General features: G+C 68.6%; 14 protein-coding genes and 2 pseudogenes. 4 read left to right on the plus strand and 12 right to left on the minus strand.

Features of this window, described 5'->3' with window-relative positions:
* Positions 1 to 199: 199 nt before the first annotated feature.
* The 3 genes from NB3_RS08640 to NB3_RS08650 form a co-directional block, all read right to left on the minus strand.
* Positions 200 to 670, minus strand: coding sequence for a DIP1984 family protein (locus tag NB3_RS08640; protein ID WP_067799211.1), 471 nt, complete (start codon positions 668 to 670; stop codon positions 200 to 202).
* Between the two features lie 68 nt (positions 671 to 738).
* Positions 739 to 945 (minus strand): hypothetical protein, encoded by a 207-nt coding sequence (locus tag NB3_RS08645; RefSeq protein ID WP_067799214.1) that lies wholly within the window; start codon positions 943 to 945, stop codon positions 739 to 741.
* Positions 946 to 1,172: 227 nt separating this feature from the next.
* Positions 1,173 to 2,015, minus strand: coding sequence for a TIGR03620 family F420-dependent LLM class oxidoreductase (locus NB3_RS08650; RefSeq protein WP_067799217.1), 843 nt, complete (start codon positions 2,013 to 2,015; stop codon positions 1,173 to 1,175).
* Positions 2,016 to 2,115: 100 nt separating this feature from the next.
* Here NB3_RS08650 and NB3_RS08655 point away from each other — a divergent pair, with 100 nt between their 5' ends.
* Complete coding sequence (locus NB3_RS08655) at positions 2,116 to 3,000, plus strand: LysR family transcriptional regulator (protein WP_067799220.1); 885 nt, start codon at positions 2,116 to 2,118, stop codon at positions 2,998 to 3,000.
* An 8-nt stretch (positions 3,001 to 3,008) separates the two neighbouring features.
* Positions 3,009 to 3,254: pseudogene (locus NB3_RS08660) on the plus strand (hypothetical protein); the annotation flags it as partial.
* 172 nt (positions 3,255 to 3,426) lie between these two features.
* Here NB3_RS08660 and NB3_RS08665 read toward each other — a convergent pair.
* Positions 3,427 to 3,816: a hypothetical protein gene (locus NB3_RS08665; RefSeq protein WP_218020557.1), complete on the minus strand. Its 390-nt coding sequence runs from the start codon at positions 3,814 to 3,816 to the stop codon at positions 3,427 to 3,429.
* The gene (locus tag NB3_RS08670) at positions 3,809 to 4,375 is read right to left on the minus strand and encodes an RNA polymerase sigma factor (protein WP_067799226.1); all 567 of its coding nucleotides are present in this window, start codon (positions 4,373 to 4,375) and stop codon (positions 3,809 to 3,811) included. Before NB3_RS08670 ends, NB3_RS08665 begins: the two co-directional genes overlap by 8 nt.
* A 264-nt stretch (positions 4,376 to 4,639) precedes the next feature.
* Here NB3_RS08670 and NB3_RS08675 point away from each other — a divergent pair, with 264 nt between their 5' ends.
* Positions 4,640 to 5,602, plus strand: a complete 963-nt coding sequence (locus NB3_RS08675; RefSeq protein WP_218020558.1) for a DMT family transporter — start codon at positions 4,640 to 4,642, stop codon at positions 5,600 to 5,602.
* Positions 5,603 to 5,994: 392 nt separating this feature from the next.
* Here NB3_RS08675 and NB3_RS08680 read toward each other — a convergent pair whose 3' ends face one another.
* The 5 genes and pseudogenes from NB3_RS08680 to NB3_RS08695 form a co-directional block, all read right to left on the minus strand.
* Positions 5,995 to 7,332, minus strand: a complete 1,338-nt coding sequence (locus NB3_RS08680; RefSeq protein WP_084486013.1) for a lipase family protein — start codon at positions 7,330 to 7,332, stop codon at positions 5,995 to 5,997.
* 277 nt (positions 7,333 to 7,609) lie between these two features.
* Positions 7,610 to 7,737 (minus strand): annotated as a pseudogene (locus NB3_RS34910) (cytochrome P450); the annotation flags it as partial.
* A 38-nt stretch (positions 7,738 to 7,775) separates the two neighbouring features.
* Entirely contained in the window at positions 7,776 to 8,747 is a 972-nt protein-coding gene (locus tag NB3_RS08685; protein WP_067799234.1) for a DNA polymerase domain-containing protein, read from the minus strand.
* 31 nt (positions 8,748 to 8,778) lie between these two features.
* On the minus strand, positions 8,779 to 8,967 hold the full coding sequence (locus tag NB3_RS08690) for a hypothetical protein (protein WP_067799236.1): 189 nt from the start codon (positions 8,965 to 8,967) through the stop codon (positions 8,779 to 8,781).
* A gap of 238 nt (positions 8,968 to 9,205) precedes the next feature.
* Positions 9,206 to 9,874: a fasciclin domain-containing protein gene (locus NB3_RS08695; RefSeq protein WP_067799239.1), complete on the minus strand. Its 669-nt coding sequence runs from the start codon at positions 9,872 to 9,874 to the stop codon at positions 9,206 to 9,208.
* 873 nt (positions 9,875 to 10,747) lie between these two features.
* Here NB3_RS08695 and NB3_RS08700 point away from each other — a divergent pair.
* On the plus strand, positions 10,748 to 11,140 hold the full coding sequence (locus NB3_RS08700; RefSeq protein ID WP_067799245.1) for a group I truncated hemoglobin: 393 nt from the start codon (positions 10,748 to 10,750) through the stop codon (positions 11,138 to 11,140).
* Here NB3_RS08700 and NB3_RS36545 read toward each other — a convergent pair.
* Together NB3_RS36545 and NB3_RS08705 are read right to left on the minus strand one after the other, a co-directional pair.
* Positions 11,085 to 11,432, minus strand: coding sequence for an NAD(P)-binding protein (locus NB3_RS36545; RefSeq protein WP_084486015.1), 348 nt, complete (start codon positions 11,430 to 11,432; stop codon positions 11,085 to 11,087). The two genes, NB3_RS08700 and NB3_RS36545, sit on opposite strands and share 56 nt — an antisense overlap.
* Positions 11,410 to 12,057 (minus strand): TetR/AcrR family transcriptional regulator, encoded by a 648-nt coding sequence (locus NB3_RS08705; RefSeq protein ID WP_067799248.1) that lies wholly within the window; start codon positions 12,055 to 12,057, stop codon positions 11,410 to 11,412. Before NB3_RS08705 ends, NB3_RS36545 begins: the two co-directional genes overlap by 23 nt.
* Between the last annotated feature and the right edge of the window lie 11 nt (positions 12,058 to 12,068).

The following is a 12,068-nucleotide window of genomic DNA, read 5'->3' on the forward strand; positions in this document are numbered from 1 at the left end:
CTCGCTGCCACGGATCTGCACATGGTGGTGTGCTGTGTGCTGTGCACTGTCTCGTGTGCGCCGTGCTGGGCTGCGGTGTGAGACGGGGAGTCGAACCCCTCGCACTGCCCATCGTGCGCCGAGAAAGCGGCCGAATATCCCGTCGGCCGATCGGGGTCGTGCACGCCTCCGTGACGGCTACCTGCTCCACCTCTCCCGGTCAATCCAACAGGTCGACCTCCCAGTTCGAGCGCTGGATGCGCACGTCGAGTTCCCGGAGTTCCCTGGCGATGTCATCGGCCTGCCCGCGCAGTTCGGCGACCGGCAACGCCGCGAACATCTTCAGCTCGGACCGCAGCTGGCGTGCGTACCCGGGCTGCCCCTTGCCCGCCGCGGCGTCGGCCGCGGCCGTGACCAGGGAGTGCCGCAGGCGCAACGCATCCCGGCGGGCCAGCGCGTCGGTCAAGGTGCCGTCGTCTCCGATCCGCGCGGCGGCGTTGGTCCGATTGATGCGCCGGATCAGCGTCTCGTAGTCACCGAGCGCCTCACCCGCCTCGGCCAGCAACTCCGCCGCGTTCTCGGCGGGCTCCTCCCCCTCCTGAAACCGAGCGTTGCTCACGATGCGAGCCCGCAACTGCTCGATCCGGCGCGCCGTATCCGCCCGCAACGCCAACGCCTCCGCCAACTTCATTCCCCACCTCCGGCCATCGACTCGTGCAGCGTCGAGTATCGACCCTGGCACGGGAGGAGTCACGCGAATTAACTCCCCGAGACTCGCTCGACGTCCGAGTAATCTCCGGCCCGGATGGTGCGGGCGACTTTCTGCGGGGCACCGCCGATCAGGCCCCGCCACGGCAGGTACGGCAGCAGGCGCACGTTGAGATCGCGGAAGCGAATCATCGCCTTGCTCGCCGGTGCGTACCACCCGCCCACACCCCCGGCGAACTTCTGGCAGGCGTCGACCATGGGCCGCAAGTAGGGGCACCGGGGCCACAGTGGCCGACGCGGGCGCGACCGGCGGCGGCGCGCCCGGATTCCAGCGCGAATCCGGTTGCACCCCTTCGCCCTTCAAGACCGGATCGTGCGCGTAGAGGAAATGCGACTCTCGAGTGACCAACGTTAGGCATCCACAATGAGAATTCAACAAGCTGATGCGTGGGGGCAACCGCCTGGGAACGCGCGGGTGCCCGGTGTCAGCGCGGTGGCACGGCGCGCGATACCGCATCGGCGATCGTGCGGAGCGTGCCGATCGGGTCGTCGCCGAGGACGGTGAGGCCGACGTGGTTCGCACCCGCTTCCAGGGCGACCCGGATGCCCGCGGCCACTGTGGCGGGCGCGCCGTGCAGCACGAGCGCGTCGATCAGGCGATCGCTGCCCGGCTCGGTGAGATCGGCGTCCGTGAAGCCGATGCGGCGCAGATTGGCGGTGTAGTTGGCGACATGCAGGGCCGGGGGCGCGGCGTGGGCGCGGCCGGTCGCACGGGCACGTTCGACGTCGCTGTCCAGCACCACCATCTGACCGGGCAGCACGAGCGGGGCAGCGCCGAGGATCTCGCGCGCTCGCCGGATGTACTCGGGCGTCACGAGAACCGGGATCGTCCCTGCGGCGCGGTCGCGGGCCAGGCGGAGCATCCTCGGCCCCAACGCCGCCAGCACCACCCCGCTCGGGGGCACACCGGCGGCGGCCAACTCGTCGAGATAGGCCGCCATCGCGGTGTAGGGCGACGCATACCGCGGATCCGCTTCGCGGTGGCCTGCGCCGATCCCGAGGACGAATCGACCCGGGTGCGCGGCGACGATCCGGTGATAGGAGGCGGCAACCGTCCTCGCCTGGGTCGTCCAGATGTTCACCACGGCCGTGCCGACCACGAGACGCTCCGTGGCGTCGAGTATCCGCTCGGCCACGGCGAGATCGGCGGGCGGCGAGATGGTCAGCCATAGCGCGCCGTATCCGGCTCTCTTGATTTCGACCGCTTGTCGCGGGGTTACCTCGCTGTACCGCAGATGGGCTCCGAGCGTGCCCGGTTCGATGCTCATGACTTCGACTCCAGCACGTCACGATCGGGGGCAGCCAGATCCGATTCCCCTGTGCAGCAATAACATGATGTGATCGCCGCAGGTGACGACGGGAGGCTCAATGGAACTGCGCGCGCTGCGCTACTTCGTCACCGTCGCCGAGGAACTGCATTTCGGCCGAGCCGCCGAGCGACTGCGCATCGTGCAACCGGCGGTCAGCCAGCAGATCGCGCGGTTGGAACGCGAACTCGGGGTCCGGCTGTTCGACAGATCGCCGCGCCGAGTCCAGCTCACCGAGGCGGGGCACCGCGTGCTCGGCGCGGCGCGGGACGCGCTCGCGGCCGCCGACAGAGTCCGGGCCGCCGCCGTCGGCGGGCCCGCCGCGACAGTGCGCATCGGCACCACGGCGGGCCTGACCGCCCGCCTCGAGCGGGGCATCGACGCTCTGCGCGAGCGAACGCCCGCTTTCGAAGTCGTCCTCGTCGACCTGCCGGTCGTCGAGCGGCTGAACGCGCTGCGGCGCGGCGAACTGGACTTGGCGCTGGCCCGCGGTGTGGTCTCCGCGCCGGGGCTCAGAGTCTCACCGGCCTGGTCGGAACCGTTGCGCGCGGTGGTGTCCAGAGATCACCCCGCCGTGGCGCGCGGCGTCGCGGCCATCACCGACCTGGCCGCGGACGTCCTGCGGGTGCCGTCCCGGCAATCCGATCCGCCGCTGCACGACGCGATCGACGTCGCCTTCCGCGCAGCCGGGGTGCGTCCGAGATTCGGCAGACCCATCGGAACCATTCAGGACGCCGTGGTCGAGGTCGGTTCCGATGCGCACAGCTGGGCCTTGCTTCCGGCGGACCAGATCGCCGAAGCCGATTCCGTCCGCGTCCGCGCGCTGCCGATCACCCCTGCGATCGCGATCACCGGCAGCGTCATCACCGCCGAGGAGATCTCCGACCACGCCTCCTGCACTGTCGCCTGCGCGGTGGCGGCGTTCGGCGACACCATGGCAACCTGATTCGGGAGTTCCGGGAGTTCTTCGAGCCGGTGGCCCATCCGGTCGCCGCGACGGCCAGGCACAGCACCGTGCCGGTGCGGTTCTCTGCCGGTCTCCGGCGTCTCCACCGCCGGCCCGCTCCCCTGCTCGGCCAGCACAGCACGGAGCTGCTCACCGCTCTCGGCCTGAGCGAGATCCGCGCTCTGGAGGCGGACGGTGTCATCGGTGGGCTGCCCGCGGTGGTGCGGTCTTCGGCGGAATCCCCCGAGCGATAGGGTGATCGAGGTCCAGCCGACGTGCCCGCACCCGGCTGCCGTCACCGCCAGGCCGCAAACCAGCGCGACGACCGACCCGCAACTGGACTGTGCTGCAAAGGATCTGGCAACTCGGCGGAAACGATCAGCTGATCCGGATCAGGTGCTAGCGGCCGACGGCCGCGTGCCCCTGTCACGACGCTCGACGGCTGCCTCCGTCCGGCAGCGACACATCGCGCGGCGAACGGCCACCGGCGCCATGAGGCGAGAGCGACAACGGTGAGCCGGGTGCGCGAAGGCTGGTCACGTGCTCGGCCGGATCGTGCCCGGCAGTGGTCAATCTGCACTGACCGTCGGCGCACGTACGCCGCAGCCGTCCCCGCGACACGGTCTGGATCAAGCCGATCACCCAGCAGGTCGGGCACCCGCGCAAGGCGAGCAGACCGACCGGTGCGAGCAGCAAGCTGAACGCCCCGAATACCGGCAGCAAGGCGATCGCGCCGATGAGTGCGCCGAAGCCCGCGACGCCGCGCGCCAGATGCCGGGGCACGGAGGCGCTGGCGAAACTCCGCTCGTCAGGCATTTCGTTCGCTCCTCTCCTGAGCCGACCACGGTGTGGTCCGCAGCTCCTGCTGGACTGTGGCGCGGGCGCGGTGCAGGCGTGACTTCATCGCCGCGACGCTGAGGCCGAGCATGCCCGCGACCATCCGGCCGCTGTATCCCTGGACGTCCCGCATGATCAGCACCCGGCGCTGATCGGCGGGCAGCGCGGCGATCACGCTCGCCACCCGGCTCGCTTCGAGCCGCCGCACCGCCTCGTCCTCCGCCGACGCCACGGCGGCCTCCGCTATCGGCTCGGAGGGACGGGTCATCGTGCGCCACTGCCGCAGGCATTCGTTGCGGACGATGCGGAACATCCACGACGCCAGCGCGCCCGAGGCCCGCAAGGTCCCGATCTTGCGGTAGAGGATGATCAGCGCCTCCTGCGCGGCGTCCTCCGCGTCCTCGGCGGAGGCGCACAGGGTGTGGGCGAATCGGCGCACATGCGGGTAGGAGCCCGACACCAGTGTGGTGATCGCCTCGGCGTCGCCCTCACGCGCGGCGCTCACCAATTGCTCGTCGGGCCAGATCAGGTCAGTCACGGGAGCGGCTCCGGCGGCGCAGCAGGGTCACGCTGCACGTGCCGACCAGCACGGCGGCGACAGCGATGGCGGCAATGATCACAACGACCTCCTCGATTGCGTGCCGACCTGGTTGTCGGCACATCTATGAGAGGGCCGGCCATCGACAAAGGATTCACACCGAATCTCAGCACGACACAGTGCCGTATCCGAAGCGGTGGCTCAGCCCTGGCCCGGCGGACATATTCGCGTGCTTCCCGGATTCGCCGGTTGTAGCGTCGGCCGATGGTCGATACTCCGCGGCAGCGACTTCTGGGAGTGGTGTCCCGCGCGGCTCGGGCGCGGCCACGGTCGGCGATGGCCGTGGGCGCGCTCGGCGTCGCCACCTCGGGGATCTTCATCGAGCTGTCCGGCGCCGCACCGGCCACCGCCACGTTCTTCCGTTGCGCGCTCGCCTTGCCGTTGCTGTGGCCGCTGGCCCGTGGTGAACGCCGACGGGAGGGCGCGCTGCCGCGGCGGCAGACCGTGGTCGCCGTGACGGCCGGTGTGCTGTTCGCCGCGGACGCGCTGTTGTGGACGCAAGCGATCTACGAGGTCGGCGCCGGGTTGACGGCGGTGCTGGTGAACGCGCAGGTCGTCATCGTTCCGCTGCTGGCACTGCTGATCGATCGCGAGCCGATCCGCGGCGCGTTCCTCGTCGTGTCGCCGTTCCTGGTGGCGGGCATCCTGCTCACCGGTGGCGTCTTCGAGGCCGGAGCCTCCGGCAGCGCGCCGGTACGGGGAACGATCCACGCCGTCCTCGCCGCGTTGTGCTACTCGGGGTTCCTCTTCCTCCTGCGCCGCGGCGGGCACAGCGGGCAGGTGGTCCAGTCCTACCGGCTGGTGCTGCTGTCGGCGGCCGCCGTGGGGGCGCTGTGGCCGGGCGTCACGTTCACGCCCGGTTGGACGGCGCTGGGCTGGCTGACCCTGACCGCGGTGTGCGGCCAGATCGGCGGCTGGCTGTTGATCGCCCTGGCCACCGCCCAGCTGAGCAGCACGGTGAGCGCGGCCATGCTCATGCTGACGCCGGTCGGCGCGCTCGTCCTGGCCGCCGTCGCGCTCGACGAGCGACCTACGGCGCTGCAGTTGTTCGGCTGTGTCCTGATACTGGTCGGCACCTACGGCGCAGCCACATCCGGCTCCGGACAACGCCGGATCACCATCGGCGTGCGGAAACGGCGGGGCGTCGCACGCAGCGCCGATCCGTGAAAGCCACTGCCTGCCACCACTTCTGCCGAGTGTGATGATCGGACGTGGCGGCGGCCTAGCGGCGAGGCCTCCGGTTCACGAGGTGAAGCGGGCATCGTTTCCCAGCCGCACACGGTGGAGGTGGGCGAGAGCCTCGCGGCGGCCAGGTCCACCTCCACTCGGGAACCGAAGACCGAGTTGTGGAGCCGCCGGCAGCAACGCATCGCCCCGGCTTACGCGCTGGGCCGACCGGAACCGCCGGACCCGGACACGTCACGGCACACCGCCGGCCGAGAGGCATCCGGACAGAGAGAACAGACAGCGCGACATAACATTTCGACGGTCGACAAAACGGGCCCCGCATCCGATGACGGTCGGATGCGGGGCCCGCTCGGATCCCGGTGGAGACGAAGTCAGTCGATGGTGCAGCCGGAAACGGGTTTGTCGGCCAAGCGGTCGAGCAGATAGGTGACCGCGTTGTCGGGGCCGAATCCGTCGATAATCTCGGGACCGAAATGGTTCGGGATGGTCGCGCCGGGCAGGATCGGCGGCAGGTCGTTGGTACGGAAGGTGACCGTTGCGCCTTTCGCGCACCAGTCCTCGGCGAGCCGGCGAGCCTGACCGTAGGGGACGGTGTCGTCGTTCAAGCCACTGGTGATCAGCACCGGCGTGGGCGGGGTCAGATTGCCGACGCGCATCTCGGCCAGCACCGGAGCGGCCTCGGGGATCTCGGCCAAATGCTCGGTCAGCGAGCGGCCGTCGTTGGTCATCGACCCGGTCCGCTGGAACGCGTGACGGGTGATGATGTCACCGATGCACTCATCGCTCAACGTCTCGAGCATCGCGCGCCCGGCGGGACTGGTCACCCGGTCGACGGCCTTCTGCAGTTCCGGGTATCGCGCGAGCAGACCGTTGATCGCGAATCCGATGGCGCCGCTGATGAGCGAACCGTCGATCCGTTCCAGGATCGCGGCCAGATCTGCGACCGGCCCACCCGCCCAGGTGCCTTTGAGATTCAGTTCCGGCGCATAGTCCGGTTGCATCTCCGCCGCCGCCGCGGTCGCACCCCCACCTTGCGAGTAACCCCACAACACCACCGGGGTATCCGGCCCGACACCCGCCAGGTTGTGGGCCGCGCGCACACCGTCGAGCACCGCGTGGGCCTGCTCGATCCGGTTGGCGTAGGTATGGATACCGGGCGTACCGAGTCCGATGTAATCGGTCACCAGCACCCGGGCGCCCAACCCACTCCACAGCGCCGAGGCAGGCAATTCCTGGTTCGCCGACAACCCCGGCGACGGTTCGGCGAACAACGCCAACCCCGTCGAGAACGCCACCGACATCGCGCACCGGTCACCCTGCCCCGAAGTCCCGGGACCGATGACAACCGTCGGACGCGGCCCAGGTCCCTGCCACGGACCGGTGGCGTCGATGAACGTCCCGCTCACCGCGACCGGCGACCCGTCCTGCAACCGCGAGGTGTACATGACGTGCTGCGCTTTACCCGGCCAGCCCTGGGCCGTCGGCGGAGCCGCGAACAAGGCCATCGGCGCGGTCTTGATGATCGCTCCCCGCTCCGCGGGAATCTGCGCGGGCGCAACGTAGAAGTCACCGACCGGAGCGGCGGCCGCCTCCCGCGTGTCCACCCCCACCACGGCCACCGCCGTACCACAAGCCACGGCCACCGCCGCCGCCACCGGAACGGCCCACCGTCGCCACCTCGATCGAGACGGCCCCTGCTGTCGTTGCATCGATAACTCTCCGTGAATTCCACCCGGCACCGTCGCCGGAGTGTTCCAGGCCGCAATAGCTGTAGGACAGGAGACACATCACAGCCGCGGACCTACGGCAGAGTAACACGATTACTACAGATATGAATCCTGCTGGTACCACACCTGCCGCAGCAGATCAGCGCACTCTCCAACCGGCGTAGCCGAAGCCACCGCACCTCGCGGGCCGCAGCGGGGACTCACCGGTACGGACATGGACGCGGAGACAAGAGTTCCGACACAAGGTTTCGTATGCGGGCTACCAGCTCACCGGCAGTTCGTACAGCCCGTAAGCGAGCCGGGCGTGCTCGAACTGGACCTCTTCGAAGGAATCGCCAAGCGCAGCGTCGGAACTCGCCGCACCAGCGTGCGGAAGACGATCTGTAAGTTCGGTACCGGCCAACTGCTGCTGATCGGATGTCGCGTCAGCTGTTCGGCGGAGCCTCGGCCGCACGGCGTGCACGGGCACGCCTTTTGCCCTCGTGCATGGCCTGCACCCGGGCCACTGGAATCGTGTGTCCCTCCTCGACCAGATCCGGAGGAAGACGCTGCGGGGCGGGCATCTCCGACTGCCATGGATCGTTGTCGCCGAGCAGGTCCGGCACGGTCCGCACAGTGAAATCAGACGGCGTCACCTCGTCGAGATCCGACCAGCGCAGCGGGAACGACACCGTGACACCCGGACGGATACGCGGACTGTAGGCGGCGGCCACGGTGGCACCACCCGCACGGGTGGCATCGAGAAAGACCTTGCCGTGTCGGTCGTCTCGGATGAACGCCGTCGTGCCGACCGACGGATCGATCCGCTCGGCTCGCGCCGCCACGGCCCGCGTCGCCGCGGCCGCGTCCTCGACATCGATCCCCGAGACCACCGGTACGAACACATGCAATCCCCTGGAACCACTCGTCTTCACCGCTCCGGACAATCCGTCCGCGGCCAGCGCTTCCCGGATCAGCCGGGCACCTGCCACCGCATCGGCGAAAGTCTGTCCTGGTGAGGGATCGAGATCGAGCACAAGATGTGTGGGTTCGGGTGCGGTTTCCGCGAGGAACAGGGTCGGGTGGTATTCGACCGCCCGCTGATTGCCGAACCAGATCAGGGTCCGCAGGTCGTCACACAGCGCGTAGGTGATCTCCCGACTCGAACTCTCCGCCCAGACTTTCGTCCGCGCCACCCACTCCGGGGTGTACTTCGGGAGATTCTTCTGCATGAACGGCTCCTGCCCCGGCCGCACCCGCACCACCGAAAGCGGCCGTCCGCGCAACACGCCCAGCAACCGTTCCCCGGCGAACTCCAGATAGTTCACCAGATCCCGTTTGCTCGCCTCGGCCTCGTCGAACAAGGGCTGATCCAGATTGGACAGTTCGACTCCGTGACGCAGTTCGCCTCCCGCCATCGCTCCACCCTCCCCCACCACCGGACACCGGTCAATCACCGGCGGTGGCGAACTGCTCATGAACTGGACTCGGTTCGTCGGGCGTGGCGAGGATCGCGGCCCGCCGGTGCGGGCCGGCTCCCAGCCGGCCAAGGACCGGCGTGGCGACGGCGCCGCTGAGCAGCGCGACGGTCAGCGTCCACTGCGCGCTGCCGAGCGATACGTGGAACGAGGTCGCCACGCTGGTGATGAGCGGCCTTCGCGGTCCTTACTTTCGAGTTCTGCTAGACGCTTCAGCGCCGGAAGGGCCGCCACCAGCGCCCCACCGCGGCCAGATCGGTGATGCGCCACGGGCCGGGCGGGTCCAGGGTGGCTCATGTCCCGGGGCAGGCGTCTCACGGCAGTGGTGGCCAGGCCCGTAGAGGGCTGCCCCGATGGCGGCGGACGCGCCAGCTGATCACCATACCCCGGCCGGACCATCATGCGGCAGGTGGCGTCAACACTCCGTCGATCAGATAGACAGTGGCGTTCGCGGTCTGGAGGCCGCCGCAGATCACATTGGCGTCAGCCACTTTGAGGTTGTCCCCACTGCCGGTCACGGTGACCGTGGAACCTTCGACGGTCTTGTGGTCGCCCGCGATATTGCCGGGCCCGACCCGCCCTGGCACAACGTGATATGTGAGGAGCTTGGTGAGCGCGGGCGCATCGGTCTTCAGCGTATCGATCGTCGCTGGATCGACCTTGGCGAAGGCGGCATCGACCGGGGCGAAGACGGTGAACTGCCCGCCGTCGAGAGTGCCGACCAGATTCACTTGCGGATTCAGCTGACCGGACGCCGCGGCGACGAGTGTGGTGAGCATCGGGTTGTTCGACGCGGCCACCGAGACAGGTTCGGTCGCCATGCCGGTCACCGACCCCGGCCCGGTCGGCACCTGCTGGGCGTACGCGGCACAGCCTGGGCCGACGGGAGCCGACACGGGCGCCCCCGTCGGCGACGGAGACGCTGTCGCCGACGTCGGCGACTTGACGGCCGAGCCGACGGTCGAGGCGGTGGAGGACGTGTCGTTGTCATCGGAGCAGGCCGAGGCTCCCAAGACGGCGGCGGTGACGGCCGTAGCCAGCAGAAGTGTTCGTTGCACGTTTCGCATGTCAATCGTTCCTTCGTCGAGTTCAGTTGTGCTGGAAGTCTTCAGCGCGCGAGCGCGTCCTCCCGGCAGACCGGAACGCCCACCACCGAGTGCGCGCGCCTCGTGCGGGACAACCGCACGAGCGAATGTTCACTTCATGAAGTCTTGCACCGATCACGCTCGAATGCATCGTTTATGCGTCGATTAAGCCTGATATTTTGCTGAGAATTTGCCCTTTTCGTGCACTTCGGCCACCCGGCACGCCCACCGGGGCCCGGATACCTTCACGCGACGCCGAGGCGGGATTGCGCGCAGACCAGCAGATCGCGACTCGACGCAGAGGACTTGGAATCAGAATGCCGCGGCATTCGAACGGATCGCTCGCCCGCACTGCGATGCATCGTTCTCGCCTCGATCCATATACGCGCTCCGATCGCCTACCGGCGGGCTCTGGATATCGGCCGTCTCACCCCTTGTACGGCTACGGCCTCTGAGCAGCATGCCCGCGAATCCGCCGCCCGCGACTGCCGATGACCACCAACTGCGCAACCTTCGACCAGGCCAGCACGCGGGGAGCCGACGCTGGTGCGCCAGCAGGTTCCTAAGTATGTGACTGACAATTCACACTTGACGTATTGCATTGAACTGCCGCAATGAATGTGTAAGTTGTTATAAAATCTCTATTGTGTGGGTGAAGGCGATGATCACCCTTGCACCCCAGGGAGACTCACGCGGCGAGAGGACAGCCATGAACGGAAGCCGGGACATCGACGCCGGGCCGGACCGACGTGCTCCGGCGTCCTGCCTTCGGCGCACCCCGGCACCGACCGTCTCGTGACACGCCGAGTCACCCTCCGACCGAACATTCGATCGCCCGCGATACGAGGAGCCCCCGTGGAGACAACGTCGGCAACGCCGTGCGACAGCACCCTGTACGAGCGAGTCGGCGGCCACGCCGCCCTCGAGGTCGTCGTAGCGGACCTCTATGCCCGCATCATGGCCGACGATGAACTGGCACCGTTCTTCACCGGCGTCAACCTGCCGCGAGTGCGGGGCCGCCAAGTCGAGTTCTTCGCCGCCGCGTTAGGAGGACCCGCGCCGTACACCGGGCCGGGAATGAAGCAGATCCATCAAGGCCGAGGGATAAACCGCCGCCACTTCGACCGCGTCGCCGAACACCTGACAGAGGCGCTCCGCGCGGCCGGCGCCCACCCTGCGGTCACGACCGAGATCATCGCAGCGGTCGCTCCCCTCGCCGACGACATCGTCTCCAAAGCGATCGAATAGCCGAGCACCCCGCGATGGGGCAGACGACCGGCCTACCGATATACGTGCCCACCGGTGCGGTCACCGACATCTCACGGCGGGAACGCGACGCTGATTCACCCGGCGCACAGCGCGCCGTTCGCGGCGTACCGGCGGCGAGGTCAGGGAGTGCGCGACCACCGACGGTCTGATGCGCCTCGAACAGCCGGACCCGAGCGCCGGCCTCCGCCGCCTCGATGGCCGCGGTCAGCCCGGCCAGGCCGCCGCCGACGACGGTGAGGTGTGTGTGCTCATGGCGGCCCTTCTTCCGCATCCGTCCACCGCAATCTGGCCACGACCATCTCCGCGACGGCCCGCAGATAGCGGTCCGGATCGACCGCGGTGGGGTGGTCACCGCCGAAGGTGTCGCTGATCAGCCAGTAGTGCGCGATCGCGCCGACGAGCACCGCCGCCGTGGCTTCCCAGTCCTGTTCCGGCGCGACGGGATCGGTGAGTTCACGCAGGCCGCGCAGGACCGCCGAGACCAACACCAGGTACTCGTCGCGGCGGAACACCTCCAGCACGTCGGTGCCGATCGAGTTGTCGCGCATCAGGATTCGATTGACATCACGGTCGTGCTCGAGCCGGCCCAAGCCGATGCGGAACAGCAGGGTCAGCTTGTCCACGACCGAACTGCCCGGCGCGAACGACTCCAACCACGCCATCACCGAGAAGTCCTGGTCGAGGAACGGCGCCCATTCCTCCCGCTCGGTCAGCCGTGCCCGCACCGCCTCGACCAGCAATTCGTCCTTGGAGCGGAAATGCCGGTACAGCCCGCCGGAGCCACCGGAAAGCCCTGCCGCACGCTCGATCTGAGTGACCGTGGTCCGTGCGAAGCCCTGTTCGCCGAACAACCGCAGAGCCTCGGCGATGATTCGCTTCCGTGTCGACTCGGCCATACCCTCCCCTG

Origin of the sequence: Nocardia beijingensis NBRC 16342 (assembly GCF_001612785.1) — a bacterium.
GTDB lineage: Bacteria > Actinomycetota > Actinomycetes > Mycobacteriales > Mycobacteriaceae > Nocardia > Nocardia beijingensis.

What these genes read in the sequence shown, in the direction of transcription:
- NB3_RS08640 (WP_067799211.1), bottom strand. Translation starts at nt 670, where the DNA reads ATGAAGTTGGCGGAGGCGTTGGCGTTGCGGGCGGATACGGCGCGCCGG.
- NB3_RS08645 (WP_067799214.1), bottom strand. Translation starts at nt 945, where the DNA reads ATGGTCGACGCCTGCCAGAAGTTCGCCGGGGGTGTGGGCGGGTGGTAC.
- NB3_RS08650 (WP_067799217.1), bottom strand. Translation starts at nt 2,015, where the DNA reads ATGAGCATCGAACCGGGCACGCTCGGAGCCCATCTGCGGTACAGCGAG.
- NB3_RS08655 (WP_067799220.1), top strand. Translation starts at nt 2,116, where the DNA reads ATGGAACTGCGCGCGCTGCGCTACTTCGTCACCGTCGCCGAGGAACTG.
- NB3_RS08665 (WP_218020557.1), bottom strand. Translation starts at nt 3,816, where the DNA reads ATGCCTGACGAGCGGAGTTTCGCCAGCGCCTCCGTGCCCCGGCATCTG.
- NB3_RS08675 (WP_218020558.1), top strand. Translation starts at nt 4,640, where the DNA reads ATGGTCGATACTCCGCGGCAGCGACTTCTGGGAGTGGTGTCCCGCGCG.
- NB3_RS08680 (WP_084486013.1), bottom strand. Translation starts at nt 7,332, where the DNA reads ATGCAACGACAGCAGGGGCCGTCTCGATCGAGGTGGCGACGGTGGGCC.
- NB3_RS08685 (WP_067799234.1), bottom strand. Translation starts at nt 8,747, where the DNA reads ATGGCGGGAGGCGAACTGCGTCACGGAGTCGAACTGTCCAATCTGGAT.
- NB3_RS08695 (WP_067799239.1), bottom strand. Translation starts at nt 9,874, where the DNA reads ATGCGAAACGTGCAACGAACACTTCTGCTGGCTACGGCCGTCACCGCC.
- NB3_RS36545 (WP_084486015.1), bottom strand. Translation starts at nt 11,432, where the DNA reads ATGCGGAAGAAGGGCCGCCATGAGCACACACACCTCACCGTCGTCGGC.
- NB3_RS08705 (WP_067799248.1), bottom strand. Translation starts at nt 12,057, where the DNA reads ATGGCCGAGTCGACACGGAAGCGAATCATCGCCGAGGCTCTGCGGTTG.